Source organism: Pseudomonas sp. BF-RE-25 (assembly GCF_019956105.1).
Lineage (GTDB): Bacteria > Pseudomonadota > Gammaproteobacteria > Pseudomonadales > Pseudomonadaceae > Aquipseudomonas > Aquipseudomonas migulae.
In genome coordinates this window covers 25,980-49,849 of the sequence record NZ_JAHBDB010000035.1, presented here as the reverse complement: position 1 = coordinate 49,849, position 23,870 = coordinate 25,980, and the positions used below count along the sequence as shown (strand labels likewise).

The window sequence follows — 23,870 nt, the reverse complement described above, 5'->3', positions numbered from 1 at the left end:
ATCCTTTGTCATTCGGTTTGATAGTCAAATGATAAACAAATCATATATCTATCATCAATAGGCTATTGATAGTTATTTCCCTGCCTCTATCGCACTACCGGATAGGTCTACTGCTTTGATAGCGATTATTGCCGGAGCTTTAGAATTCCAGCGGTGATGGCGGACGCGTTCGCATCGAGAGTTTCCAGTGCGGTGATCGCGTTTTCATGAGCTTCGCTTGTACCGGTGGATTTTACCCATAGGGCCAGCTCTTCGATTGCTGCAGCCAAAGCGTGCTGGTTGTGAAGGAGGAGGGTTAACACGTCTGCTGTGGCTATGTGGGCTTCTGAGTTATCTGGCATGACGGTCGTCCTTGAGTGCTGAACTCCGAGATTAGCTCAGGACAATCGTCACTTCTTGTGGGGAGTATTGACAGGTTGACTGGGGGGATCACCTGCAAGCGCCTCGACCAAAAGGCAACGAAGGTGAGCCTCGCCCGATGGCATGACCTGAACGTCCAAGAAATGCCGCTCCCGCAAGGAGTCGCTTTCTAGTGCACTGACATGCCCATGCCGCAAGAATTCGCCCAGGAGGATAACTTCTTCGGGTTTTGAGATCGTTGTTGCCCCGGCAGCAATCTTCTTTAGCAGGGCGAGTTGGTGCTTCCGTTGATCGTCCAAGCTATAAGCCTTATGCGGTGAAGGATACTTGGCTGACATGAGTCTGGCCGAACAGTTCAAAGCCCTTCGAGCAACTCCGACAACGACATTCCCAATCCATCAGCTAGCACCTTGGCCGCATCTAGGCTGGGGTTAGCTGTACCTGTCTCGATTCGTGACATGTATGTTCGAACGAAGCCACACCTATCAGCGAAAGCTTCCTGACTGAAGCCCTGACTGGTGCGAAGCTCTCGGATTCGTTGGCCGAAGCCCTTTCTCAGATTCTGATTTGGTTGCATTCCCGAATGATGGTCGGATGTACTCCAATCGTGAACACACCATCTGATGACACACCAATTGATACATTGGTATCCTCGTCGCTCACCCAGCTAGCACCTGACAGGGATGCCCCATGAACGAAAAACTGTTTGTACTGACCACCCAGAAAAAGAAAACTAATCACATCCTGCACGTGATCATGACCGTACTTACCGGAGGTCTATGGTTGATCGTGTGGGGCATCACCATGCGGAGCAATGACGCCCATAACAAGAAACTGGATAAACAAATCAATCAGATCATGCACTACAAGACGCAAGGCTTGAATGACACCGACACCTACAAGCAGATCAAGAATGACCAATTGAACTCTGATGTGTTTCAAGGGCGTGTGATCTTTGTGATTCTGGTAGTGGTGTTTCTATACTTCTACCTGCGGTGACTGTTGCACACGTAAAGCGGAGCTTTGAGCATGATACCCTCCCAGCTCCGCTGAAGTGTTCGCACCGAAAACGTCAGTTTTCAACTGTACCCAGCTACGGCGTAACCGCCGACATTCCTTCGGATGTACTCAAGCAATAAACAAAAATTACACAAATCCAGCTCTTCGCTTTTGATCTTGATCTTGTTCGTTTGTGCAAGAATGAATACGGAAGTATTCGGTAGACCTTACGTCAGCGGACGCTGACAGCTATGCACGTCACCTTCGGTGGAGCAGAGCAGAGCTTAGATGTGTATTGATTTCATTTAATTTATTGGTGTGCTGATCCAGTATCGGGACGATGCAGTAACGCTCGTACTGGTGCAAATTCACTCTCGTGTAACTGTGAGCTTCCCGTCCGGTGTCCGACCCTATACATATGGTGGGCGTGAGCCGGACAGGTCAGATTACAACGTGTTAGGTCGCTTATCCCAGCCAATCCTGTGACTCGACATATTCCAGAAACGGGTCATTGTACGAAGGTTCTGGAAAGTATTCGTCTCGTGAGTCTGGAACTCTTGGACAGCTCATGTCAGGAACGCCATCCATTGAGTTCGTCACGGCAGTCGTTCGCACAAGTAGTTTGGCGACTGGTTCCGCACCAAGCCCGCTAACGATCTTCAGAATGTGCATTCGAGCAGCAAATGCCTGTTTACGTTGTGCCAAGTCGGCATCTTCACTGTCTTCTGCCGCACGAGCACCATGGAGTTCCATGAACTGATTGATGCACTCATTTATCCTGCACATCAAATTGAGTGCAGATTCTTCGAGGAAGAGGCGACTTCCGGTTGGCGCCGTTTCATCTACCCAGTCCATTACGAATATGACGTTTGAGTCCTCCTTGGACGCACGCTGTCGCACCCTTTCTTTGACTCGTTTGACCACGTCTGCGTCGAAACGGCTGTAATAACGCCCTTCAGAAGTGTCCCATTTACAACCGTACTCTTGGTGCAGAATGCTGCGAAGCTCGTAGTCTTTAATTCCTTGGGGGCGAGTCGCGAGGTCATAAATTCGACTCACGGATTTATCAAAGGGCGTAGATATTCCCATTGGCACATCTTTGGTCAGAGCTTTGACTTTGCGTTCAGGTAGTCCTGTGGCTTTCACAATTTTGGCAATGGATAGGCCGCCCCGTCGGAGCTGCACAACCTGCTCTTCGACCGTCGGTGCATCAAGGGTGTGGCCAGAATCCGACTTTGTTGGGATCGGTGCGACTCCAGCTACAATAGCCAACTCGTCATTGGCTGAGATGGGGATCAAATTCAAAACGAATGGGTGCGACATGGATGGTTCTCCTGTATTCAAGTTCATTTCATAGGCATGAGCCTCGTTGAGTGGTGTTGCCGCACGCGATTGCTTGCGGCAGTACATCTTTACAATTTTTTAGTCATGGATGTGGCGCGTGCAACTGCGTAATCGCTCAATCACGCGAGCATCAATCGACCCTTCGTACTTGTCTGCCAATTCATTGCAGTACTTTCGATGAGCTGCCTTGTACGCCTCAAACGCTTCGATAATGTCATGGAAAGTTCCCAAGTACGCTTGTTTCCCATGCATTGATAGGCGAGCTTTAAAGCCTTCCCCTCTCGCCGAAACAGTTACGCCAATCGGAAGCTTCCCTCGGGTACTTCGAGTATCTCGAAAAATCTGATTAATCACCCTCGGAACAAGTGAGCAGAGTTCTGGCGAGTACACTTTATTGAGAGGATCAAGAACATCCTTGTCCAACTCCATGTCCGCCTCAGATGCGTAAGGCTGATCCACAAACCAATCTGCAAACTCTTGGAAGTCGTGCCATTTTGGGCAAACCGTACAGCCGGCATATGCAGTAGCTCCCGACTTGTAGCACCGATTAAGCATGTCTTTCCATCGCTGAAATGCACGACATGTAGTCTCGTGATAAGGCATACCCAAAGCTTTGCGTCTCTCCGCCGAATCGTAGCCAACTCCGTAGAGCAGCTTGGCGTCTCGTGGTGGAGCAAAGAGGGGAGCCTCCTCACCCAATGAGTAGTCGAGACGGATGCCTACCAGTTGCGGCAATACGTAGATGGTCTTAACACGGTCATGCATGAAATCTTGGTTCATTGATACCTCCATAGGTTGAATTTTGGGCGAAAAAAAACCGACACGTTGGTCGGCATCATCGGCAGCATTTCTCTCTACAGAGGAGTAAATGAACTCAGCTTTCGGATGTCGTCGACCTCGAGGTTGGTTTTGCTTTCATTGCAATGGTCATGGCTATTTCTCATGGTTTGCATTGACCGTCAGTGGTGGTCAGCCAGTTTGCAGACAAAGCAACACCGATCATCCGGCACTGTATGGGTGCGGGACGTATTCGGTATGTTTTGTCGATTTGAGAATTATCAGTCAAAGTGCCATCAGATGTCAAGCGTTATTAGTTGCATGTGCCAATAGAATGATGTAGGCGTACCGCACAAGCGATGTTTTAGCCGCGTCTAATGTTCCGTTCGCAGAAAACCAATTTCCATCGGAGAGAATGCGTCCTGCTTAGTCCAGATAGTCATGTAAGCCCTTAAACATTGGGTCGGGCGGAAGTTTGTTCTAAGAATATGACGAATCCAGAGCAGGTTATGCTCGGGTTTACCGTTGGTTTCTGACAAGTTTTCGAGGCCGCCAACCCTTCAGTTAATCGAGGCTGGCAGCCCATCAGGTTGGTCAATCAATAAGGTGGAGCACATCTCTGACGTTCAAGTGGGAGTAACGCGCTACGGATCGAGTATCCCTGTGCCCTGAAACGATCATTATTTGGGCGTTGTTGAATCCCTTCTTCGCGACGTTGGTGATTCTGGTGTGCCTGAGCTGGTGCAGCCTGACGCTGCTATCAAGTCCAGCCTTTACACGCGCCAGACGCACAGCCTGAGATACAGCGTGTGGAGTGACAATGAAGATCATCCCATGTGGATGGCGTTCCACAGTGGCCCACAGTTGGGCGAGTTCAAGAATTTCCACTGCACGGTGGGTGAGGGGAACTGACCTTGTGCCGTTCTTCCCATCGATCACATCGGCAATGCGTTCTTCGAGGTGCAGGCAGTCTTTGGTCAGCTTCAGAATTTCGGATCGCCGCATGGCAGTCTCATATGCCAGTTCGACAATGGGTTTCATGATGGGTGACAGCTTCGCCAGTAACCGCTCAAGCTCGCTTGCACTAATCACCTTGTCTGAAGACCGGTCTGGCTTTGGGAGCGAGATATCACTCACAGGATTATGAATGTCGATCAGCAACCCACGTTTCGCAAATCTGTAGAACCGCGACATGAACGCAAGCTGCGTCCTGCACGTGGACGGCTTCACACTCTTCAACCGCATAATCTTGAAGTCATTGATCATCTGCGGCGTGATTTTGTGAATGGGCTGGGTGAAGTGCCGGCCCAGATGCTCAACGATTTTCAGTGCGTGGTCGTAGCTGCCTTTCCCCTTGAGCATGGTTTCGCAGTAGGTCATGCCCAACGTATAGATGGTGTGGTGCTTGCGATCCATTGTCACGGCTTCGATCTGGTTTGCCCATGACTCTGCCTCGGCCTTTGTAGTGAAGGTTTTCGACTGGGGAGATTTACCTTTTACCCGTACCTGAACGTTCCAGTTGCCGGACGGAAGTAAGCGGAAATTGGCCATTGTTGACGCCTCATTGATGTGAATGGGCGTTCTGTGAAATCCAAGAGCAGCAAGGCTTGCAGCTTGCGCAAGCAGACATTGACATGGTGGGGGTCGTTGGTTCGAGTCCAATCGCGCCTACCAAACAAAATCCGCTCTGCTGGGCGGTCTAGAAGGGCTCACCGAAAGGTGGGCCCTTTTTTGTTGTCTGCGATTTGCTAAACGGATCGCAAGTCCTGGACACATCGCGGTGTTCTTTCCGCTTTGATGGGGGAGGGCGTTACTGCTTTGTTGCTTGATCCGACGAGGACGTCGAGGAGAGGGCCAGCAATCACCACCCGTGCAAGCGATAATAGTTGAGCAGGCAACCCCCGATTTTATGGGCTACTACTGACAGGCTGATCCAACTCAAACCTGACTGGAGTGTCTCGATGTTTGCCCACTGGTTTTTTGCGGCGATCCATCTCTTGGCGTTCGCCTTGGGTTTCTGGGCCGTTCTGACCCGCGGCAGTGCTTTTCGGTGGCTGGCCTCGGGGCTGGGTGAGGCGCGCAGCGTCTTGATTGCAGATAATCTGTGGGGCATTTCAGCGGTCATTCTGCTGATCACCGGTGGGATGCGAGCCTTTGCCGGGTACGAAAAGGGCACTGACTACTATCTTCACCAGCCACTGTTCCATCTGAAGATGACACTTTTCGTTCTGATTCTGCTGCTTGAGATCGCGCCGATGATCACCCTGATCAAATGGCGGATTGCGCAGGCGCGCGGCGCAGCCATTGATGTCGGTCGATCGAAGTTGTTTGCGCGGATCAGCCATATCGAAGCGCTGTTGGTGATGCTGATGGTCGTGGCGGCCACGGGAATGGCTCGGGGAGTAACGTTTGGTTAGCCGAGTATGAATGCATACTTCCCCAGGCTTAATCCGAAACGTCCGACAGCCATGACGTGAGACATGCCGGTAGTATCGGCTTCACGTTCGGGGATGGGGTGGGATGCAGGAGTGATCGCTGTGCGTGAATCTTTAGCCAGCCGTGGTCCGGGGGCGAACAGGCTGGCTACTGACTGCAGCAGGATTCAGGATTGCGGCTTGTCCGGGGCGGTCAGGCCAGCCTGAATGCGCTGATAGATTTCTTCGCGGTGCACCGCAACGTCTTTCGGGGCGTTGATGCCAATTCTGACTTGCTGACCGCTTACGCCCAGAATGGTGATCGTAATGTCATCGCCAATATTTATGCTTTCACCGACTTTGCGGGTGAGTATCAGCATGGTCTTCTCCTTGATTGCTTTGTAGGGCACCTGATTCGGACAGTGCAGAGGTCGGTGGTATGTATAGATTAGTGCGAAGTTTCACGGTTTGGGTGCCTCTTTCTGACGCGCAGATGCTGCATTGATTCCCAAGGCGTAACTATACAGAGGCCGCCTCCATGATTCTCGTTGTTTTGCGCCCATTTTGCGGCACTCGAGAAGTATTCATGGGTGTTAAAATCTCCGCTTTCGGCATTCAGAGGGAAGCGTTGTGCGCAAAATGGCTTTGGTAATCGCAGTACTGGCATTGGCGGGATGCGGTGAGGATAAGCGCGCTGATGCGCCAAAGCCGCAGCCAACCGTGGCGGCAGCACCGGCGGCGGTATCTGCGCCGCAGTGGGATCTGGAAGTGCGAGGTGAAATAACCCAGGCTGTCAGCGACCTGAGTGGCTGGCTGATCGAGCACAGTTTCGTTTCCAGCGTGATCAAGGAAAATGGCAAGACCCGCATCCTGATGGGGCCATTCAATTCCAAAGCCGAAGCTGAAGCCAAGCAGGAAGAAGTGCGCGCGGCGCTGACCCGGGCGAAAAAACAGAACATCGAGCTGCTGGTCATCGAGCATCCGGTGACTCAGTAAGGCGTCATTGGCCGCCCAAACGCTTGGGCGCCAGCAGCACGATTGAAAACGAAAAAGGCCTGGGGCATTCAACCCCAGGCCTTTTTGTTTTCAACAAGCGCTTAACCGCACGCTTTCATGTCCACCGGCCCGACAAACTCGTTGCCGCGCCCCATCACGCACGCCACGCTCTGGTTGCGCTGACGTTCCCAGGCCTGTACCGGATAGGTTTTGTTCCATGCTTCGTACAGTTGCCGATCCTGTTTCGACAGGCGCAAACCGTACTGCTTGCTCATGTAAAAGTACGTCCGGGCGATCATGCCGCGAATGGAAGGGCGGGGCATGACTTTTTTTGCCTTGAAGTCGACCTGGGTCAGGCACGAACCGTATTGGCCCGATTGCTCCGGCAACCAGCCAAAACTGAAATTGCTGCGATCACCATTCACCTCGCCGATGCTCGGCACCAGATTATGCAAGTCGGCCTCGGCCTTCTGGTAAGTCGGGTCGTAGCGCGTGCAGTTCTTGCGTCCGCCTTCCTGCCAGCACTGACGCTGATGGCCGATCTGCCAGGCGGGGACAATGTGCTCCCACTCGATGCGCGAAGCGCGCTTGGCATTTTTGCGTGGCACATAACCGCAGGCCGACAGGTCCACCTTGTTGCCGGTGTATTTACAGCCGCAATAGAACTCGGTGGATTGCGGGGCGTACAGCTTCCAGGCGACTTTCTTGGCTTCGTTGAAGGTGCGCGGGGCGTCAGCCTGCGCGCCCATCGCGAAGAGCAAAAACAGCAAAGCAAAAAAACGGACACTCATTGACTCAATCTTCCTTCGGCACAACCCAGAAAATCTGCACACCGCCATCGTCGCGGTAGGCGAGGGTGACGTTGTCGTTTTCGTCGATTTCTTCGAGTAATTGCTCCCACTCATCCACTGGCTCGTCCGGAAGTCGGAAGATCAGGGCCGCCTTGGCTTTCTGGGCGGTGGGGGAGTTGATGATTTTCTGAACGCGCATACCCATGCGTACATAGGTGTCAGGAGAGGCAGAGGTGGTGGCCACGGAATTGTCCTTATTAAGCTGTACGTGCATACAGTATTTAACTGTAGGCATTTTCGCAACTGCTTAAAATTCAAGAAAATCCTCTGACAGCAGTTTTTCCCGATTGGTGTAGGACGAAGGAGATTTTTTTATCAGATAGGAGGCCACTCGCCGCAGTGGACGAGTGGTGAAAGCGGTGCCCGACCGGAACAGGTCGGGCGAGGGCGAATCAGTATTCCCAGAACATCCGTTGCAGCTCTTTGCTGTCATTGGTCTTGGTCAGCGCGACCATGGCCAGGATGCGGGCCTTCTGTGGGTTCAGGTCATGGGCCACAACCCAGTCGTACTTGTCGTCAGGCTGTTCGGCGTTACGCAATACGAAGCCACCGGCGTTGACGTGGGAGGAACGAATGATTTGCACGCCATCCTTGCGCAGGGCTTGCAGGGCTGGAACCACGCGCGAAGACACCGAACCGTTGCCGGTGCCCGCGTGGATGATGGCTTTGGCGCCGGATTGAGCCAGCGCTTTGTAGGCGGTATCACTCACGTTGCCGTAGGAATAGGCGATTTCGACGTCAGGCAGGCTCTTGATGTTCTTGATGTCGAACTCCGAGTCCATGGTGTGACGCTTGGCCGGCAGGCGGAACCAGTAGGATTTGCCTTCGACCACCATGCCGAGAGGACCCCAGGCACTTTTAAACGCCTCGGTCTTGATGTTGATCATCTTGCTGACGTCGCGACCCGACTGGATTTCATCGTTCATGGTCACCAGTACGCCTTTGCCGCGCGCGTCTTTGCTGCCGGCTACGGCCACGGCGTTGTACAGGTTCAGCATGCCGTCTGCGGACATCGCGGTGCCTGGGCGCATAGAGCCCACGACGATGATCGGCTTGTCGGTTTTTTCCACCAGGTTCAGGAAGTAGGCAGTTTCTTCCAGGGTGTCGGTGCCGTGGGTGATGACGATGCCATCGACGTCTTTGCTGTCAGCCAGTTCGGCCACGCGACGACCCAATTGCAGCAGGTTGTCGTTGGTAATGCTTTCGGAGGCGATCTGCATGACCTGTTCGCCGCGAACATTGGCCAATTGGCTCAGTTCCGGAACGCCGGCGATCAACTGTTCGATGCCGACTTTCGCCGCTTGATACGTCGCGCTGTTGGCGGCGCTGGCGCCCGCGCCGGCAATGGTGCCGCCGGTGGCCAAGATCACCACGTTCGCCAGTTTCTGTTTGGTTTCGACTTCTTTCGCCTGAAGGGCTGTCGGAAGGAGTAGCAGGAGGGCCAAGGCGCCCGGAACAAAAGTCTTGAAAGCAGATGTCATTATTTTTCTCTCTAGTAGTGAGACGGTGCGGATGCAGGTTCATCTAGATGCGCCCCGGACAGATCTGAATGTCTGGGGTGAATGAGAGGGAGCAGGATCTGTACCAGTCATGTCTGGAAATGAAAAATAGCTTTAACCCAATGATTTGTATCAATTATTCGGACTGTGTTGAACGAGGTTTAAACGTCCTGTTGTCCGGTTTTCCGAATATGTTTGTTATTTGCGTTCGGCTCTCCGAAAAGGGCTACGACTTCTGTTGAGCAGGTCTTCTTGCCAGACGGCAAATCATTGCTAAAGAAACCCGCGCGCAGGTCGATGCCTCTCTGAAGGATCTTTTTATTCAGGAGTTCACATGTCGTTTTCGATCGGCTTTCCCAATGCAGGCGCAATCACTATCGGTGGCAAATCCACCGCAACGATCAACGCCTTGAGCGAATCAACTTCCGAGGCTTCGACACTGGCGTTGGGTACCGAGGAGGAGGGTGGCGCAACCAAGGTCCGGACCGGTGGCGGCGCGGCAAACGAAACGAAAACGGACAGTGACAGCGGCGGTGACCAAAGCGTCGCGGTGAAGATGTTGCTCAAACGTATGCAGGAACTGCAGCAGCAACTGCGAGAACAGCAGCAACAATTGGCGGCGGCTCAAGCGGCGCCTTATACGACGCCGGAAGCCAAAACGGCTGTCGTCATGTCGATTCAGGGGCAAATTGCCAACACCAGCGGGGCGCTGTCGGAGGTCACAGGTAATCTGGTCAAGGAACTGGCCAAGGGCTCCAGCGCGGGTAGTGTGATCAGCACTACGGCATAACCGGTTCTGTTACCGGAAGCACAAAGCGTGCTTTTCGGTCGTTGACAAATATCGGCAGGATTCGCATAGTTCGGTCTACGCAAACGTTTGCGCGGCACTGCCGATGGCCTGTTCCATCGGCAAACGCGGTGAAACATACGCCAGCGCAAGCGTTGCTCAAGAATAATCATAAGATCGGAGTGAACCCATGAAGCTGCCATTCGCTGGACGTCTTCTCGCTGTCGCTATGCTGGCTGCCGCATCCGCCGCGTTGCCTGTCTCCTCGGCCTTCGCCGACACTGAAAAACCCAAAGTCGCACTGGTCATGAAATCCCTGGCCAACGAATTCTTCCTGACCATGGAAGACGGCGCCAAGGCCTACCAGAAAGATCACTCCGCCGATTTCGACCTGATCTCCAACGGCATCAAGGACGAAACGGACACTGCGGGCCAGACACGTATCGTCGAGCAAATGATTCTGGCCAAGGTCAATGCACTGGTGATCGCGCCTGCTGACTCGAAGGCCATGGTCCCGGTGATCAAGAAAGCCATCGATGCCGGTATCACCGTGGTCAACATCGACAACCAGCTGGACCCAGCGGTCGTCAAAAGCAAAAACATCAATGTTCCGTTCGTAGGCCCGGACAACCGCAAGGGTGCGCGTCTGGTGGGTGAGTACCTGGCCAAGCAGCTGAAGGCCGGTGACGAAGTCGGCATCATCGAAGGTGTGTCCACCACCACCAACGCCCAGGCTCGCACTGCAGGTTTCAAGGATGCGATGGAAGCGGCGCAGATCAAGGTCGTGTCCCTGCAATCCGGTGATTGGGAAATCGATAAAGGCAACAAGGTCGCCGCGTCTATCCTCAGCGAATACCCGCAAGTCAAAGCCCTGCTGGCCGGCAACGACAGCATGGCTGTCGGCGCAGTGTCTGCCGTGCGTGCCGCGGGCAAGGCCGGCAAAGTGCAAGTGGTCGGCTACGACAACATCAACGCCATCAAACCGATGCTCAAGGATGGCCGTGTCCTGGCCACCGCTGACCAGTTCGCTGCCAGGCAAGCCGTGTTCGGCATCGAGACGGCGCTGAAGATCGTCAAGGGTGAGAAAGTCGACAGCGGCACCAACGGCGTAATCGAAACTCCGGTAGAGCTGGTTACCAAGTAGTCCTACTGGCGACACAACGGTGCTCGCCCGTCCGGGCGAGCGCATGGAGAGTTTTTATGTCTGTTTGCGCTCCGAACGCTGTCCTCTCGGTCAGCGGTATCGGCAAGACCTACGCGCAGCCTGTCCTCACCGGTATCGACCTGACGCTGATGCGCGGCGAAGTGTTGGCGCTGACCGGCGAGAACGGCGCCGGCAAAAGCACGCTGTCGAAGATCATTGGTGGATTGGTCACGCCGACCACTGGCCAGATGCAATTCCAGGGGCAGGATTACCGCCCCGGCAGCCGTACCCAGGCTGAAGACCTGGGCATTCGCATGGTCATGCAGGAACTCAATCTGTTGCCGACCCTGTCGGTGGCGGAAAACCTGTTTCTCGATAACCTGCCCAGCAACGGCGGCTGGATCAGCCGCAAGCAATTGCGCAAGGCCGCGATCGAAGCCATGGCTCAGGTCGGGCTCGATGCGATCGATCCGGACACCCTCGTCGGCGAACTGGGCATCGGTCACCAGCAAATGGTCGAGATCGCCCGCAACCTGATCGGCGATTGTCATGTGCTGATCCTCGACGAACCGACCGCGATGCTGACGGCCCGTGAAGTCGAAATGCTGTTCGAGCAAATCACGCGCCTGCAAGCTCGTGGCGTGTCGATCATTTATATCTCCCATCGCCTCGAAGAGCTGGCGCGGGTGGCTCAGCGCATTGCGGTGTTGCGCGACGGCAATCTGGTTTGTGTCGAGCCGATGGCCAACTACAACAGTGAGCAATTGGTGACCTTGATGGTTGGCCGTGAGCTCGGTGAACACATCGACATGGGCCCGCGCAACATCGGCGCGCCGGCGTTGACGGTCAAGGGGCTGACCCGCTCCGACAAAGTGCGCGACGTCTCCTTTGAAGTGCGCGCCGGCGAGATCTACGGGATTTCCGGTTTGATCGGGGCAGGGCGCACCGAGTTGCTACGCCTGATCTTCGGCGCCGATACCGCGGACAGCGGCACGGTTGCGCTGGGGTCGCCGGCACAGGTCGTGAGTATTCGTTCGCCGGCGGACGCGGTCGGTCACGGCATTGCCCTGATCACCGAAGACCGCAAGGGCGAGGGCTTGCTGCTGACGCAATCGATCAGCGCGAATATTGCTCTGGGTAACATGCCGGAGATTTCCCGCGGCGGTTTCGTCAACAACGGTGACGAGATGTCGTTGGCTCAGCGTCAGATCGACGCCATGCGCATCCGCAGTTCCAGCCCGACGCAGTTGGTCTCGGAGCTGTCCGGCGGCAATCAGCAGAAAGTCGTGATCGGCCGTTGGCTGGAGCGCGATTGTTCGGTGTTGCTGTTCGATGAGCCGACTCGCGGCATCGACGTCGGCGCCAAATTCGACATTTATGCACTGCTCGGTGAGCTGACTCGTCAGGGCAAGGCGCTGGTGGTGGTGTCCAGCGACCTGCGCGAACTGATGCTGATTTGCGACCGCATCGGCGTGCTGTCGGCGGGGCGCCTGATCGAGACATTCGAGCGCGACAGCTGGACCCAGGATGACTTGCTTGCCGCTGCTTTTGCCGGCTATCAAAAACGTGATGCGCTGCTCAACGAAGCAGCGCCTAGGGATCTTCCATGAAAACTGCAACATCTGCCGGTAAACGTAGTGGCAATTTTTACGGCCTCGGCACCTATCTGGGCCTGGCCGGTGCCTTGCTGGCGATGGTCGCGCTGTTCTCGGTCCTGAGCAGCCATTTTCTGTCTTACGACACGTTCAGCACCCTGGCCAACCAGATTCCGGACTTGATGGTGCTGGCGGTCGGCATGACGTTTGTGTTGATCATCGGCGGCATCGACCTGTCGGTGGGCTCGGTGCTGGCACTCGCGGCGTCGACGGTCAGCGTGGCGATTCTCGGCTGGGGCTGGAGCGTATTGCCGGCAGCATTGCTCGGTATGGCGGCCGCCGCATTGGCGGGGACGATCACCGGTTCGATCACCGTGGCGTGGCGGATTCCTTCGTTCATCGTCTCCCTCGGCGTGCTGGAAATGGCGCGTGGTGTGGCGTATCAGATGACCGGCTCGCGCACCGCCTATATCGGTGATGCCTTTGCCTGGCTGTCCAACCCGATCGCCTTCGGCATTTCGCCGTCGTTCATCATTGCTTTGCTCATCATCTTCATTGCCCAGGCCGTGTTGACTCGCACGGTGTTCGGTCGCTATCTGATCGGCATCGGCACCAACGAAGAAGCCGTGCGTCTGGCAGGGATCAATCCGAAACCCTACAAGATTCTGGTGTTCAGTCTGATGGGGCTGCTGGCCGGTATCGCCGCGCTGTTCCAGATTTCCCGCCTGGAGGCGGCGGACCCGAATGCCGGCTCCGGCCTGGAACTGCAAGTGATCGCCGCGGTGGTGATTGGCGGTACCAGCCTGATGGGCGGGCGCGGTTCGGTCATCAGCACGTTTTTCGGGGTGTTGATCATCTCGGTACTGGCGGCCGGTCTGGCGCAGATCGGTGCAACCGAGCCGACCAAACGCATCATCACCGGCGCGGTCATCGTGGTGGCGGTGGTGCTTGATACCTATCGCAGTCAGCGCGCAAGCCGGCGGACCTGAGTCATGGCAACAATCAAGGATGTGGCAGCGCTCGCGGGGATTTCCTACACCACGGTTTCCCATGTGGTGAACAAGACCCGGCCCGTCAGCGAAGAAGTGCGGATCAAGGTCGAAGCGGCAATCAAAAGTCTCGACTACGTGCCCAGTGCCGTGGCCCGCTCATTAAAAGCCAAGACCACCGCGACCATCGGTCTACTGGTGCCCAACAGCCTCAACCCATACTTCGCCGAGCTGGCGCGCGGCATCGAGGATTACTGCGAGCGTAATGGCTATTGCGTGATCCTCTGCAACTCCGATGACAACCCCGACAAGCAACGCAGCTACCTGCGCGTGTTGCTGGAAAAACGCATTGACGGACTGATCGTGGCATCGGCCGGTGGGGACGCGGTGCTGGCAGAAGGTCTGGCGGGCGTGCGCACGCCGATGGTGATCGTCGACCGAGGGCTGGAAGGGGTTGATGCGGACCTGGTGCGCATCGATCACGAGTACGGCGCTTATCTGGCGACCCGCCATCTTCTGGAGTTGGGGCATCGGGATATCGCCACCATTGGCGGGCCGGCCAGTACCAGCGTCGCGCAAATGCGTCTGGCAGGTTATTGCCGCGCCTTGAAAGAGGCGGGCGTCGAAGTGCCTCACGAACGCATACTGGAAAGCGACTTCACCAGTACCGGCGGTTACAGCGCGGCTGCGATCCTCCTGGAAAACAATCCGCCCAGCGCCATCTTCGCCGGTAACGACATGATCGGCATCGGCGTGTTGCGCGCCGCCGCCGAGCGCAATATTCGTGTGCCGAGCGAACTGTCGGTGATTGGCTTCGACGATATCCAGATGAGCCGTTATGTCTATCCGGCGCTGACCACCGTGGGCCAGTCGATCCTGCAGCTCGGCGAGATGGCGGCCGAAGTGCTGTTGCGCAGGATCGCCACACCGGCCATTGCCACCGATCAACGGATCGTGACGCCCAGTATTGTCCTGCGCGAATCGACTGCGCCGCTGGCCGGTGTGTTTGCCCATTTCCGTTAAACAGAAAGCACCGTTGAAATTGCATTTATGAGTAGTGATGTATGCCAGCAAAAGTAGTGGTGATAGGCAGCCTGAACATGGACCTGGTGACCCGCGCGTCACGGTTGCCCCGTGGCGGTGAAACGCTGATTGGTGAGTCGTTTGCCACGGTCTCCGGTGGCAAGGGTGCGAATCAGGCGGTTGCTGCGGCGCGACTGGGTGCGCAGGTGTCGATGGTCGGTTGCGTGGGCAGCGATGCCTATGGCTTGGAACTGCGCGGAGCGCTGTTGGCTGACCGTATCGATTGTCAGGCGGTCAGCACCGTTGATGGTGCCAGCGGTGTGGCGTTGATCGTGGTCGATGACAACAGCCAGAACGCGATCGTGATTGTCGCCGGTGCCAACGGTGCACTGACGCCGGCAGTGATTGACCGCTTCGATACGGTGTTGCAGGCGGCGGATGTGATCATCTGTCAGCTTGAAGTGCCGGATGCCACGGTCGGTCATGCGCTCAAGCGCGGTCGTGAACTGGGGAAAACCGTGATTCTCAACCCGGCGCCCGCCAGCCGACCGTTACCGGCAGACTGGTATGCGGCCATCGACTATCTGATCCCTAACGAGAGCGAAGCCTCGGCCCTTAGCGGTTTGCCGGTGGATTCACTGGAAACCGCCGAAGTCGCGGCGACCCGATTGATCGCCATGGGGGCCGGCAAGGTGATCATCACCCTCGGTGCCCAAGGCTCGCTGTTTGCCAATGGCAACAGCTTCGAACACTTTCCTGCGCCGAAGGTAAAGGCGGTCGATACCACGGCGGCGGGCGATACCTTTGTCGGCGGTTTTGCTGCCGCACTGGCCGCCGGTAAAAACGAGGCGCAAGCGATCCGTTTCGGCCAGGTCGCTGCGGCGCTGTCAGTGACCCGTGCCGGCGCGCAACCCTCGATCCCCACTTTGTCCGACGTACAGGCCTTTAAAGCACCATGAAAAAAACACCGTTGCTCAACATCGCGCTGTCGCGACTGATCGCTTCCCTGGGACATGGCGACATGGTCGTGATTGGCGATGCCGGCCTGCCGGTTCCGCCGGGTGTCGAGCTGATCGACCTGGCCTTGACCCACGGCGTTCCGGATTTCATCAGCACGTTGAAGGTTGTGCTCAGCGAAATGCAGGTCGAAAGCCACGTGTTGGCCCAGGAAATTCTGGACAAGCAGCCGTCGGCGCTGGTGACGCTGGATGAGCTGAATGCCGAAGGTGCGCTGGGTCGGCGTGAGCTGCTCAGTCATGAGCAATTCAAAGTCCTGAGCCGACAGGCGCGGGCGATTGTTCGTACAGGCGAATGTCAGCCGTACTGCAACGTCGTACTGGTGGCCGGGGTCACGTTCTGATTCGTTTTCGTCTGTCTGCTTTTCCACGCACAAGGAGTGCGCTATGTACCGCTATGCTCAGAAACTGCACCATCTGCTCCGGAGTCTGCTGCTTTTGTCCCTTATTACCGCAACAAGCGCCCAGGCGGCGGAAAAGATCGACTTGATCATCGACACCGACCCGGGTGCCGACGACGTGGTCGCTTTGCTGTTTGCGCTGGCATCACCAGAAGAACTGAACATCCGCGCGTTGACCACCGTCGCCGGCAACGTGCGTCTGGACAAGACCTCGCGTAATGCGCGGCTGGCCCGCGAATGGGCGGGGCGCGAGGAGGTGCCGGTTTATGCCGGTGCGCCGAAACCGCTGATGCGTACGCCGATTTATGCCGAGAACATTCATGGTAAAGAAGGCCTGTCGGGCGTCGCCGTGCATGAGCCGAAGCAAGGTTTGGCAAAGGGTAATGCAGTCAATTACCTGATCGACACCTTGAAAACCGCCAAACCCCACAGCATCACCATCGCTATGCTCGGTCCACAGACCAACCTGGCGCTGGCGCTGATCCAGGAGCCTGAAATCGTTCAGGGCATCAAGGAAGTGGTGATCATGGGTGGTGCTCACTTCAACGGTGGCAACATTACCCCGGTGGCCGAGTTCAACCTGTTCGCCGACCCGCAGGCTGCTGAAGTGGTGCTGAAAAGCGGCGTCAAACTGACCTATCTGCCATTGGACGTGACCCACAAGATCCTTACCAGCGAAGCGCGTCTGAAGCAGATCGCCGCACTGAACAATAACGCCAGCAAGTTGGTGGGCGATATTCTCAACGAGTACGTCAAAGGCGACATGGAGCACTACGGTCTTCCGGGTGGCCCGGTGCATGACGCGACGGTCATTGCCTACCTGCTCAAGCCGGAGCTGTTCACCGGTCGTTCGGTCAATGTGGTGGTTGATAGCCGCGAAGGCCCGACCTTCGGTCAAACCATCGTCGACTGGTATGACGGTCTGAAAGCGCCGAAAAACGCGTTCTGGGTTGAGAGTGGCAATGCTCAGGGTTTCTTCGACCTGCTGACCCAGCGTCTGGCTCGTCTGAAGTAAGTTGTACACCCGCAGGTGCCAGCCTGCGGGGTTACTCCCTTTCGTTGTATTCAGCGCCCTTGTAGTCGGCCGGGTACTTCTCGAATACCTGTGCGATGAAGGTTTGCGCCGCTTCAGTCCCCAGTTCCTTGACCAATAGATCGATACCAATGATTGCCAGCTCTTCCGGACTGCCTGGGCTGTAAGAGCTATGGCCTTGTGGCCACTTGGCTTTGATGTCGGCGTCGATGCTTACGGTGGTCATGTTGGCGCTCGTGAATTCGGGAAAGTCTGGGGGTGAGTTAAGCATTTTGCAGAGTGTTTGGCACTCCGACTTAGGCATGAGGGAAAGGCTATGCGACACTTGGTTTTTGATGATTTTTCAAGGACCGTGCTGTGCAGATTGATTTGAACTCTCCTGACGGCTTGACCCTTGAGGCAGTGCGCCAGCTGCTGGCCTCTGCCAGTGATGATGAGCACACCCAATTGCGGGTGACCAAGGGCGGCATCGCTTACATTTCATCGGGTGTCGTGGGCGGCACTGACATCGGCGGGCTGCTGTTTCGTCTGGAGACGTGGGCCAAGGGCTCGGGGTATGTGGGATTGGTCGCGGCCAGTGACGAGGTGTGGGTCATGCAGATCTTCAATGCGCTGAAAGAGAACTGGCCATCACCACCATTCGATTACATCGATATTTATTGAGCGCAGGTCATATTCAGTCACGATTGCGGGATGAATGACCGGGAGTGCTCAGGCAAACTCGCCGCTTGTCCGGGTCGAGGGCAGGGCGCTGGCGCTGCCTGTGAAACCAAACGCCAGATTGGCGGTCGCACGATCTCAGCTTAACTATTGAAAAAAGGAGGCTTCATGCCTTGGAAGCTCGCGTCATTGGGTACTTTGTTGGCCGCTAGCCTGCTGGCAGGTTGCAGCAGCACGTCTACCGAATCGGCAACAGACCCTGTCACGACGACGGATACCGGCCACAGTCGTTGCGAAGCAAAGGCTGCCGAATTCACCATTGGCAAAAAGGCTTCGCTCGCGCTGCTGGAACAGGCGCGTGTTCGCGCAGGCGCGCAGAATGCCCGTATCCTCAAGCCTGACGATATGGTGACGCTGGAGTACCGCTCCGACCGCTTGAACCTGAACACCGATGCCAACCTGGTGATCACGCGCATCAACTGCGGCTGATAGCGTCCGGCTTTTGCTTCATCCATAAAAAACCCCGTCACATGGACGGGGTTTTTTTAGTGCGCCAAGAAATTACTCTGGGCGAACTTGAGCAGCTTGCATACCCTTTTGGCCTTTCTCAGCCACGAAGGAAACAGTCTGGCCTTCTTTCAGGCTTTTGAAACCGTCGCTTTCGATAGCTTTGAAGTGTACGAACAGGTCGTCACCGCCACCTTGAGGAGTGATGAAGCCGAAGCCTTTTTCATCGTTGAACCATTTAACGGTGCCGGTTTGGCGATTAGACATGGTGTATCTCCAAGAAACATATATTTTCAGTAGTACTGTGCTGCTCAGGCCAACTGGGCACACCGGAGTATCATAGTCGAAATGTTCGCTTTGGGAGCCCCCCGGACGTGCTGTTTGCCCTGCAGTCGCGCTTTCTTTGTTGCCTGATGTGGCTGAAAGCCCCGATTTAAAAGGCTTTCAGCCGAAAGTAAAGACGATAAAAAAAGCTGTAAAACCTGCATAAATTGTCGAAAAAGGCGGTTTTCAGATGCCTTTTGCCGGCGCCAAACCCTTTTTTGACGCCATGCAGGGCTTATTTTTTCGGCGGATTACTGGCCTTGCATTTGGAAATCTGGGTCAGGGCCTGTTGTTTCAGGGCGTCACTGGCTTGGTTGTCCATCAAGGACTGAAGGTCCTTGGCCGGGTATGATTTGATTGCGTCGGCGCCACAAGCGCAGTGGGCTTTTGCAGCAGCCGCGCCGATCTGAGGGGTTGCCGCTTGAGTGCACTGAGCCATGTATTTCTCGCGCTCGCCCTTCGGCCAATCGGCATGGGCGGCCAACGGCAGCAACAGGACGATGGGGGCGACTACTGCGAACAAACGATTCAGACGCATGCTGGGATGCTCCTTGTGGGTCAATGTCTTGTTATCTGAGGGGTAAAGCGGGGTTCAAGTTCAGCACTCTGGCATAAAAAGGACTGATTTGCCCCAGCAGAAAACCTCGGCACCGCGACGACCGTTCATCTGTGCTAGCATGCCTCGCTCGGGTATTTGCAAGCTCCGCAGACCTTCAGTCACGGTGGCGGCAGATGTTCGAATAACCCTGATTTGAATCCCAGTCACTCTGGTTCGGTTTTCCGGTTGGCCGCAAGGCTCCTGCCGCTGTAAGGCAGGCGTTCGTCATTGAATGGCCTGGACCGGATCTTGTACTGGCTCATCCCAACCCACGTGACCTTTGGTAGGGGTCACCACTAGGAGAGGAGGCGCCATGCCAACTATTACTCTTCCCGACGGCAGTCAACGTTCATTCGATCACCCGGTTTCCGTAGCCGAGGTCGCCGCATCCATTGGTGCAGGTCTGGCCAAGGCCACCGTGGCCGGCAAGGTCGATGGCAAGCTGGTCGACGCCAGCGACATCATCAGCGCCGACGCTACGCTGCAAATCATTACGCCTAAGGATGAAGAGGGGCTGGAGATCATTCGCCACTCTTGCGCCCACCTGGTTGGCCATGCGGTCAAGCAGCTGTATCCGACCGCCAAAATGGTCATCGGCCCGGTCATCGACGAAGGCTTCTATTACGACATCGCCTTCGAGCGTCCTTTCACTCCGGACGACCTGGCCGCCATCGAACAGCGCATGCAACAGCTGATCGAGAAAGATTACGACGTGATCAAGAAAGTCACTCCGCGCGCCGAAGTGATCGAAGTGTTCAAGGCCCGTGGCGAAGACTACAAGCTGCGCCTGGTCGAGGACATGCCGAACGAACAGGCCATGGGCCTGTACTATCACGAAGAATACGTCGACATGTGCCGCGGTCCGCACGTGCCGAACACCCGCTTCCTGAAATCCTTCAAGCTGACCAAGTTGTCCGGCGCCTACTGGCGTGGCGATGCCAAGAACGAGCAATTGCAGCGCGTCTACGGCACCGCATGGGCGGACAAGAAGCAGCTGGCGGCTTACATCCAGCGCATCGAAGAAGCTGAAAAGCGCGATCACCGCAAGATCGGCAAGCGCCTGGGCCTGTTCCACACCCAGGAAGAGTCGCCGGGCATGGTGTTCTGGCACCCGAACGGCTGGACGCTGTATCAGGTACTCGAGCAGTACATGCGCAAAGTTCAGCGCGACAACGGCTACCTGGAGATCAAGACTCCACAAGTCGTTGACCGCAGCCTGTGGGAGAAATCCGGGCACTGGGCCAACTACGCCGACAACATGTTCACCACTCAGTCGGAAAACCGCGACTACGCCATCAAGCCAATGAACTGCCCTTGCCACGTGCAAGTGTTCAACCAGGGCCTGAAAAGCTACCGCGAGTTGCCGATGCGCCTGGCCGAGTTCGGTGCCTGCCACCGTAACGAGCCATCGGGTGCGCTGCACGGCATCATGCGTGTGCGTGCGTTCACTCAGGACGACGCCCACATCTTCTGCACCGAAGAGCAGATGCAGGCCGAATCCGCTGCGTTCATCAAGCTGACCATGGACGTCTACGCCGACTTCGGCTTCAAAGACGTCGAGATGAAGCTGTCCACTCGTCCGGAAAAACGCGTCGGTTCCGACGAGTTGTGGGACCGCGCCGAAGCTGCATTGGCTGCAGCCCTTGATAGCGCTGGCCTGCCGTACGATCTGCAACCGGGCGAGGGTGCGTTCTACGGTCCGAAGATCGAGTTCTCGCTGAAAGATTGCCTTGGTCGCGTCTGGCAGTGTGGTACCCTGCAGCTCGATTTTAACCTGCCTGTCCGTCTGGGAGCCGAATACGTCTCCGAAGACAACAGTCGCAAGCATCCGGTGATGTTGCACCGGGCGATCCTTGGATCCTTCGAACGTTTCGTCGGAATCCTGATCGAGCACTACGAGGGTGCGTTCCCTGCGTGGCTGGCTCCGACCCAGGCAGTGATCATGAACATCACTGACAAACAGGCCGATTTTGCCGCCGAGGTTGAAAAAACTCTCAACGAAAGCGGATTTCGTGCCAAGTCTGACTTGAGAAATGAAAAGATCGGCTTTAAAATCCGCGAGCATACTTTGCTCAAGGTTCCCTATCTCTTGGTTATCGGAGATCGGGAAGTCGAGATGCAGACTGTCGCTGTGCGTACTCGTGAAGGTGCTGACCTGGGCTCGATGCCCGTCGCCCAGTTCGCTGAGTTTCTCGCGCAAGCGGTTTCCCGGCGTGGTCGCCCAGATTCGGAGTAATTATTATTAAGCGTGAAATGAGACAAGATAAACGAGCTGCACCGAAAGCCCCGATCAACGAGAATATCTCGGCACGCGAGGTTCGGTTAATTGGGGCTGAAGGTGAACAGCTTGGGATTGTGTCAATTGAAGACGCGCTTCTTAAGGCTGAAGAGGCCAAGCTGGATTTGGTGGAGATTTCCGCCGATGCAGTACCCCCTGTTTGCAAACTGATGGACTACGGCAAATCGATCTTCGAGAAGAAGAAGCAGATTGCCGCGGCCAAGAAAAACCAGAAGCAGATTCAGGTTAAAGAAATCAAGTTTCGTCCAGGGACGGAGGAAGGGGATTACCAGGTAAAACTGCGCAACCTGGTACGTTTCCTGAGTGATGGGGACAGGGCCAAGGTATCCTTGCGATTCCGCGGCCGTGAGATGGCCCACCAGGAGCTGGGGATGGAACTCCTCAAGCGAGTTGAAGGTGACTTGCTCGAGTACGGTTCGGTCGAACAGCATCCTAAGATGGAAGGACGCCAGCTGATCATGGTCATCGCCCCGAAAAAGAAGAAGTAATCAACAGGGCACGGCAGGCCTTCTGATTATGTTTATCAACTGAATGCGGAGTATCCGAACATGCCAAAAATGAAAACGAAAAGTGGTGCTGCTAAGCGGTTTCTGAAAACTGCTAACGGTATCAAGCACAAGCACGCTTTCAAGAGCCACATCCTGACTAAAATGTCGACCAAGCGTAAGCGTCAACTGCGCGGTAGCAGCTTGCTGCATCCGTCTGACGTGGCAAAAGTCGAGCGCATGCTGCGCCTTCGTTAATTTTAGTCAAGAATAGAGGAAGTAACTCATGGCTCGTGTAAAGCGTGGCGTCATTGCCCGTAAACGTCACAAAAAAATTCTGAAACTTGCTAAAGGCTACTACGGCGCTCGCTCGCGCGTATTCCGTGTTGCCAAGCAAGCGGTAATCAAGGCAGGCCAATACGCCTACCGTGACCGTCGTCAGAAAAAACGTCAGTTCCGCGCTCTGTGGATCGCTCGTATCAACGCTGGTGCACGTATCAACGGTCTGTCCTACAGCCGTTTCATCGCCGGCCTGAAAAAAGCGTCCATCGAGATCGACCGTAAGGTTCTGGCTGATCTGGCAGTGAACGAAAAAGCGGCGTTTGCTGCGATTGTCGAGAAAGCTAAAGCCACCTTGGCTTAAGTACCCCCGACAGTCACCCGGCCTCACCTCTGTGGGGCCAGGTGTTAAACGTCATAAATAGGGGAAGAGCCTTCAAGCTCTTCCCCTATTTTGTATCTGGAGTCTGTACATGGAAAACCTGGATGCGCTCGTCTCTCAAGCACTAGAGGCTGTGCAAAGCGCTGAAGATATCAATGCCCTGGAGCAAATCCGGGTTCACTACCTTGGCAAAAAGGGTGAATTGACTCAGGTGATGAAGACCCTGGGGAATTTGCCGGCAGAAGAGCGTCCGCAAGTCGGCGCCCTGATCAACGTTGCCAAGGAGCGTGTCACAGAGGTTCTCAATGCCCGCAAGGCACTGTTTGAAGAGGCCGACCTGGCCGCCAAACTGTCTGCCGAGTCCATTGACGTGACCCTGCCTGGCCGTGGCCAGACCTCGGGTGGTCTGCATCCGGTTACTCGCACTCTGGAACGTATCGAACAGTTCTTCACCCACATCGGCTACGGCATCGCCGAAGGCCCTGAGGTCGAAGACGATTACCACAACTTCGAAGCGCTCAACATCCCAGGCCATCACCCTGCCCGGTCGATGCATGACACCTTCTATTTCAATGCCAACATGTTGTTGCGCACCCATACCTCGCCGGTACAGGTCCGCACCATGGAATCGAAACAGCCACCGATCCGCATCGTCTGCCCAGGCCGTGTGTACCGTAGCGACTCCGATATCACCCACTCGCCGATGTTCCACCAGGTCGAAGGCCTGCTGGTCGATCGCGATATCAACTTCGCCGACCTGAAAGGGACCATCGAAGAATTCCTGCGCGTGTTCTTCGAAAAAGAACTGGCCGTGCGTTTCCGTCCTTCGTACTTCCCGTTCACCGAGCCATCCGCTGAAGTCGACATGGAATGCGTGATGTGCAGCGGTAAAGGCTGCCGTGTCTGCAAACAGACTGGCTGGCTGGAAGTGATGGGCTGCGGCATGGTTCACCCGAACGTGCTGCGCATGTCCGGGATCGACCCGGAAGAGTTTTCGGGCTTTGCCTTCGGCATGGGCGTTGAGCGTCTGGCCATGCTGCGTTACGGCGTGAACGACTTGCGTCTGTTCTTCGACAACGACTTGCGGTTCCTCGCGCAATTTCGCTAG

General features: G+C 55.8%; 30 protein-coding genes. 18 read left to right on the top strand and 12 right to left on the bottom strand.

All coding sequences use genetic code 11. The features are described 5' to 3' along the window. Window positions 1-125: 125 nt before the first annotated feature. Both KGB24_RS17540 and KGB24_RS17535 read right to left on the bottom strand, forming a co-directional pair. Window positions 126-341: a hypothetical protein gene (locus tag KGB24_RS17540; RefSeq protein ID WP_223415476.1), complete on the bottom strand. Its 216-nt coding sequence runs from the start codon at window positions 339-341 to the stop codon at window positions 126-128. Between the two features lie 374 nt (window positions 342-715). Then, the gene (locus tag KGB24_RS17535; protein WP_223415475.1) at window positions 716-937 is read right to left on the bottom strand and encodes a helix-turn-helix domain-containing protein; all 222 of its coding nucleotides are present in this window, start codon (window positions 935-937) and stop codon (window positions 716-718) included. Between the two features lie 113 nt (window positions 938-1,050). Here KGB24_RS17535 and KGB24_RS17530 point away from each other — a divergent pair, with 113 nt between their 5' ends. Further along, a complete protein-coding gene (locus KGB24_RS17530; protein WP_223415474.1) occupies window positions 1,051-1,359 on the top strand; it encodes a hypothetical protein in 309 nt (102 codons plus the stop codon). A 465-nt stretch (window positions 1,360-1,824) separates the two neighbouring features. On the opposite strand, the gene KGB24_RS17525 is transcribed toward KGB24_RS17530, so the two are convergent. The 3 genes from KGB24_RS17525 to KGB24_RS17515 form a co-directional block, all read right to left on the bottom strand. Further along, on the bottom strand, window positions 1,825-2,682 hold the full coding sequence (locus tag KGB24_RS17525; RefSeq protein ID WP_223415473.1) for a hypothetical protein: 858 nt from the start codon (window positions 2,680-2,682) through the stop codon (window positions 1,825-1,827). A gap of 99 nt (window positions 2,683-2,781) precedes the next feature. Beyond that, entirely contained in the window at window positions 2,782-3,483 is a 702-nt protein-coding gene (locus tag KGB24_RS17520; RefSeq protein ID WP_223415472.1) for a hypothetical protein, read from the bottom strand. Window positions 3,484-4,074: 591 nt separating this feature from the next. Next, on the bottom strand, window positions 4,075-5,031 hold the full coding sequence (locus tag KGB24_RS17515; protein WP_223415471.1) for a tyrosine-type recombinase/integrase: 957 nt from the start codon (window positions 5,029-5,031) through the stop codon (window positions 4,075-4,077). A 410-nt stretch (window positions 5,032-5,441) separates the two neighbouring features. On the opposite strand from KGB24_RS17515, the gene KGB24_RS17510 reads away from it, so the two are divergent. Continuing rightward, window positions 5,442-5,897: a DUF2214 family protein gene (locus KGB24_RS17510; protein ID WP_223415470.1), complete on the top strand. Its 456-nt coding sequence runs from the start codon at window positions 5,442-5,444 to the stop codon at window positions 5,895-5,897. A 185-nt stretch (window positions 5,898-6,082) separates the two neighbouring features. Here the strand turns inward: KGB24_RS17510 and csrA are convergent, their stop codons facing one another. Next, complete coding sequence (gene csrA, locus KGB24_RS17505; protein WP_008028241.1) at window positions 6,083-6,274, bottom strand: carbon storage regulator CsrA; 192 nt, start codon at window positions 6,272-6,274, stop codon at window positions 6,083-6,085. A 250-nt stretch (window positions 6,275-6,524) separates the two neighbouring features. Here csrA and KGB24_RS17500 point away from each other — a divergent pair, with 250 nt between their 5' ends. After that, window positions 6,525-6,890 (top strand): SPOR domain-containing protein, encoded by a 366-nt coding sequence (locus tag KGB24_RS17500; protein ID WP_223415469.1) that lies wholly within the window; start codon window positions 6,525-6,527, stop codon window positions 6,888-6,890. A 101-nt stretch (window positions 6,891-6,991) separates the two neighbouring features. Here KGB24_RS17500 and KGB24_RS17495 read toward each other — a convergent pair whose 3' ends face one another. The 3 genes from KGB24_RS17495 to KGB24_RS17485 all read right to left on the bottom strand — a co-directional run bounded on the left by KGB24_RS17495 (window position 6,992) and on the right by KGB24_RS17485 (window position 9,222). Continuing rightward, the gene (locus tag KGB24_RS17495) at window positions 6,992-7,681 is read right to left on the bottom strand and encodes an endonuclease (RefSeq protein ID WP_008028239.1); all 690 of its coding nucleotides are present in this window, start codon (window positions 7,679-7,681) and stop codon (window positions 6,992-6,994) included. A gap of 4 nt (window positions 7,682-7,685) precedes the next feature. Further along, entirely contained in the window at window positions 7,686-7,976 is a 291-nt protein-coding gene (locus tag KGB24_RS17490; RefSeq protein ID WP_008028238.1) for a DUF1654 domain-containing protein, read from the bottom strand. Between the two features lie 157 nt (window positions 7,977-8,133). After that, on the bottom strand, window positions 8,134-9,222 hold the full coding sequence (locus tag KGB24_RS17485; RefSeq protein ID WP_008037575.1) for an asparaginase: 1,089 nt from the start codon (window positions 9,220-9,222) through the stop codon (window positions 8,134-8,136). Window positions 9,223-9,574: 352 nt separating this feature from the next. On the opposite strand from KGB24_RS17485, the gene KGB24_RS17480 reads away from it, so the two are divergent. The 8 genes from KGB24_RS17480 to KGB24_RS17445 all read left to right on the top strand — a co-directional run bounded on the left by KGB24_RS17480 (window position 9,575) and on the right by KGB24_RS17445 (window position 17,210). Further along, a complete protein-coding gene (locus KGB24_RS17480; protein ID WP_008028235.1) occupies window positions 9,575-10,030 on the top strand; it encodes a hypothetical protein in 456 nt (151 codons plus the stop codon). Window positions 10,031-10,217: 187 nt separating this feature from the next. Then, window positions 10,218-11,171, top strand: a complete 954-nt coding sequence (locus KGB24_RS17475) for a sugar ABC transporter substrate-binding protein (protein WP_008028234.1) — start codon at window positions 10,218-10,220, stop codon at window positions 11,169-11,171. 56 nt (window positions 11,172-11,227) lie between these two features. Next, window positions 11,228-12,781, top strand: a complete 1,554-nt coding sequence (locus KGB24_RS17470; protein WP_008028233.1) for a sugar ABC transporter ATP-binding protein — start codon at window positions 11,228-11,230, stop codon at window positions 12,779-12,781. After that, window positions 12,778-13,755, top strand: a complete 978-nt coding sequence (locus tag KGB24_RS17465) for an ABC transporter permease (protein ID WP_008028232.1) — start codon at window positions 12,778-12,780, stop codon at window positions 13,753-13,755. Before KGB24_RS17470 ends, KGB24_RS17465 begins: the two co-directional genes overlap by 4 nt. A 3-nt stretch (window positions 13,756-13,758) precedes the next feature. Further along, complete coding sequence (locus tag KGB24_RS17460; RefSeq protein WP_223415468.1) at window positions 13,759-14,778, top strand: LacI family DNA-binding transcriptional regulator; 1,020 nt, start codon at window positions 13,759-13,761, stop codon at window positions 14,776-14,778. Window positions 14,779-14,819: 41 nt separating this feature from the next. Then, complete coding sequence (rbsK, locus tag KGB24_RS17455; RefSeq protein WP_223415467.1) at window positions 14,820-15,737, top strand: ribokinase; 918 nt, start codon at window positions 14,820-14,822, stop codon at window positions 15,735-15,737. After that, window positions 15,734-16,138 carry a D-ribose pyranase gene (gene rbsD / locus KGB24_RS17450; RefSeq protein WP_223415466.1) on the top strand — a complete coding sequence of 135 codons (405 nt, stop codon included), beginning with the start codon at window positions 15,734-15,736 and terminating at the stop codon, window positions 16,136-16,138. The genes rbsK and rbsD overlap by 4 nt, the downstream gene beginning before the upstream one ends. Before the next feature lie 43 nt (window positions 16,139-16,181). Beyond that, window positions 16,182-17,210, top strand: a complete 1,029-nt coding sequence (locus tag KGB24_RS17445) for a nucleoside hydrolase (RefSeq protein WP_223415465.1) — start codon at window positions 16,182-16,184, stop codon at window positions 17,208-17,210. A 31-nt stretch (window positions 17,211-17,241) separates the two neighbouring features. Here KGB24_RS17445 and KGB24_RS17440 read toward each other — a convergent pair whose 3' ends face one another. Continuing rightward, window positions 17,242-17,454 (bottom strand): hypothetical protein, encoded by a 213-nt coding sequence (locus tag KGB24_RS17440; protein ID WP_008023978.1) that lies wholly within the window; start codon window positions 17,452-17,454, stop codon window positions 17,242-17,244. A 131-nt stretch (window positions 17,455-17,585) separates the two neighbouring features. On the opposite strand from KGB24_RS17440, the gene KGB24_RS17435 reads away from it, so the two are divergent. Together KGB24_RS17435 and KGB24_RS17430 are read left to right on the top strand one after the other, a co-directional pair. Continuing rightward, entirely contained in the window at window positions 17,586-17,891 is a 306-nt protein-coding gene (locus KGB24_RS17435; protein WP_008023976.1) for a hypothetical protein, read from the top strand. Window positions 17,892-18,056: 165 nt separating this feature from the next. Then, a complete protein-coding gene (locus KGB24_RS17430) occupies window positions 18,057-18,377 on the top strand; it encodes an I78 family peptidase inhibitor (protein ID WP_008023975.1) in 321 nt (106 codons plus the stop codon). Window positions 18,378-18,449: 72 nt separating this feature from the next. On the opposite strand, the gene KGB24_RS17425 is transcribed toward KGB24_RS17430, so the two are convergent. Both KGB24_RS17425 and KGB24_RS17420 read right to left on the bottom strand, forming a co-directional pair. Then, a complete protein-coding gene (locus KGB24_RS17425) occupies window positions 18,450-18,662 on the bottom strand; it encodes a cold-shock protein (RefSeq protein WP_003179963.1) in 213 nt (70 codons plus the stop codon). Between the two features lie 292 nt (window positions 18,663-18,954). Further along, window positions 18,955-19,257, bottom strand: a complete 303-nt coding sequence (locus tag KGB24_RS17420) for a hypothetical protein (protein ID WP_008023973.1) — start codon at window positions 19,255-19,257, stop codon at window positions 18,955-18,957. Window positions 19,258-19,630: 373 nt separating this feature from the next. Here KGB24_RS17420 and thrS point away from each other — a divergent pair, with 373 nt between their 5' ends. From thrS to pheS, 5 genes are all read left to right on the top strand, one after another. After that, entirely contained in the window at window positions 19,631-21,553 is a 1,923-nt protein-coding gene (gene thrS / locus KGB24_RS17415; protein ID WP_008023971.1) for a threonine--tRNA ligase, read from the top strand. Then, a complete protein-coding gene (gene infC / locus KGB24_RS17410; RefSeq protein ID WP_172435341.1) occupies window positions 21,553-22,104 on the top strand; it encodes a translation initiation factor IF-3 in 552 nt (183 codons plus the stop codon). Before thrS ends, infC begins: the two co-directional genes overlap by 1 nt. Window positions 22,105-22,164: 60 nt before the next feature. After that, window positions 22,165-22,359: a 50S ribosomal protein L35 gene (rpmI, locus tag KGB24_RS17405; protein WP_002553160.1), complete on the top strand. Its 195-nt coding sequence runs from the start codon at window positions 22,165-22,167 to the stop codon at window positions 22,357-22,359. 28 nt (window positions 22,360-22,387) lie between these two features. Continuing rightward, window positions 22,388-22,744: a 50S ribosomal protein L20 gene (gene rplT, locus KGB24_RS17400; protein ID WP_007905879.1), complete on the top strand. Its 357-nt coding sequence runs from the start codon at window positions 22,388-22,390 to the stop codon at window positions 22,742-22,744. A 109-nt stretch (window positions 22,745-22,853) separates the two neighbouring features. Continuing rightward, window positions 22,854-23,870, top strand: coding sequence for a phenylalanine--tRNA ligase subunit alpha (pheS, locus tag KGB24_RS17395; protein WP_007905876.1), 1,017 nt, complete (start codon window positions 22,854-22,856; stop codon window positions 23,868-23,870).

What these genes read in the sequence shown, in the direction of transcription:
- KGB24_RS17540 (WP_223415476.1), bottom strand. Translation starts at nt 341, where the DNA reads ATGCCAGATAACTCAGAAGCCCACATAGCCACAGCAGACGTGTTAACC.
- KGB24_RS17535 (WP_223415475.1), bottom strand. Translation starts at nt 937, where the DNA reads ATGCAACCAAATCAGAATCTGAGAAAGGGCTTCGGCCAACGAATCCGA.
- KGB24_RS17530 (WP_223415474.1), top strand. Translation starts at nt 1,051, where the DNA reads ATGAACGAAAAACTGTTTGTACTGACCACCCAGAAAAAGAAAACTAAT.
- KGB24_RS17525 (WP_223415473.1), bottom strand. Translation starts at nt 2,682, where the DNA reads ATGTCGCACCCATTCGTTTTGAATTTGATCCCCATCTCAGCCAATGAC.
- KGB24_RS17520 (WP_223415472.1), bottom strand. Translation starts at nt 3,483, where the DNA reads ATGAACCAAGATTTCATGCATGACCGTGTTAAGACCATCTACGTATTG.
- KGB24_RS17515 (WP_223415471.1), bottom strand. Translation starts at nt 5,031, where the DNA reads ATGGCCAATTTCCGCTTACTTCCGTCCGGCAACTGGAACGTTCAGGTA.
- KGB24_RS17510 (WP_223415470.1), top strand. Translation starts at nt 5,442, where the DNA reads ATGTTTGCCCACTGGTTTTTTGCGGCGATCCATCTCTTGGCGTTCGCC.
- csrA (WP_008028241.1), bottom strand. Translation starts at nt 6,274, where the DNA reads ATGCTGATACTCACCCGCAAAGTCGGTGAAAGCATAAATATTGGCGAT.
- KGB24_RS17495 (WP_008028239.1), bottom strand. Translation starts at nt 7,681, where the DNA reads ATGAGTGTCCGTTTTTTTGCTTTGCTGTTTTTGCTCTTCGCGATGGGC.
- KGB24_RS17490 (WP_008028238.1), bottom strand. Translation starts at nt 7,976, where the DNA reads ATGCCTACAGTTAAATACTGTATGCACGTACAGCTTAATAAGGACAAT.
- KGB24_RS17485 (WP_008037575.1), bottom strand. Translation starts at nt 9,222, where the DNA reads ATGACATCTGCTTTCAAGACTTTTGTTCCGGGCGCCTTGGCCCTCCTG.
- KGB24_RS17480 (WP_008028235.1), top strand. Translation starts at nt 9,575, where the DNA reads ATGTCGTTTTCGATCGGCTTTCCCAATGCAGGCGCAATCACTATCGGT.
- KGB24_RS17475 (WP_008028234.1), top strand. Translation starts at nt 10,218, where the DNA reads ATGAAGCTGCCATTCGCTGGACGTCTTCTCGCTGTCGCTATGCTGGCT.
- KGB24_RS17470 (WP_008028233.1), top strand. Translation starts at nt 11,228, where the DNA reads ATGTCTGTTTGCGCTCCGAACGCTGTCCTCTCGGTCAGCGGTATCGGC.
- KGB24_RS17465 (WP_008028232.1), top strand. Translation starts at nt 12,778, where the DNA reads ATGAAAACTGCAACATCTGCCGGTAAACGTAGTGGCAATTTTTACGGC.
- KGB24_RS17460 (WP_223415468.1), top strand. Translation starts at nt 13,759, where the DNA reads ATGGCAACAATCAAGGATGTGGCAGCGCTCGCGGGGATTTCCTACACC.
- rbsK (WP_223415467.1), top strand. Translation starts at nt 14,820, where the DNA reads ATGCCAGCAAAAGTAGTGGTGATAGGCAGCCTGAACATGGACCTGGTG.
- rbsD (WP_223415466.1), top strand. Translation starts at nt 15,734, where the DNA reads ATGAAAAAAACACCGTTGCTCAACATCGCGCTGTCGCGACTGATCGCT.
- KGB24_RS17445 (WP_223415465.1), top strand. Translation starts at nt 16,182, where the DNA reads ATGTACCGCTATGCTCAGAAACTGCACCATCTGCTCCGGAGTCTGCTG.
- KGB24_RS17440 (WP_008023978.1), bottom strand. Translation starts at nt 17,454, where the DNA reads ATGACCACCGTAAGCATCGACGCCGACATCAAAGCCAAGTGGCCACAA.
- KGB24_RS17430 (WP_008023975.1), top strand. Translation starts at nt 18,057, where the DNA reads ATGCCTTGGAAGCTCGCGTCATTGGGTACTTTGTTGGCCGCTAGCCTG.
- KGB24_RS17425 (WP_003179963.1), bottom strand. Translation starts at nt 18,662, where the DNA reads ATGTCTAATCGCCAAACCGGCACCGTTAAATGGTTCAACGATGAAAAA.
- KGB24_RS17420 (WP_008023973.1), bottom strand. Translation starts at nt 19,257, where the DNA reads ATGCGTCTGAATCGTTTGTTCGCAGTAGTCGCCCCCATCGTCCTGTTG.
- thrS (WP_008023971.1), top strand. Translation starts at nt 19,631, where the DNA reads ATGCCAACTATTACTCTTCCCGACGGCAGTCAACGTTCATTCGATCAC.
- rpmI (WP_002553160.1), top strand. Translation starts at nt 22,165, where the DNA reads ATGCCAAAAATGAAAACGAAAAGTGGTGCTGCTAAGCGGTTTCTGAAA.
- rplT (WP_007905879.1), top strand. Translation starts at nt 22,388, where the DNA reads ATGGCTCGTGTAAAGCGTGGCGTCATTGCCCGTAAACGTCACAAAAAA.
- pheS (WP_007905876.1), top strand. Translation starts at nt 22,854, where the DNA reads ATGGAAAACCTGGATGCGCTCGTCTCTCAAGCACTAGAGGCTGTGCAA.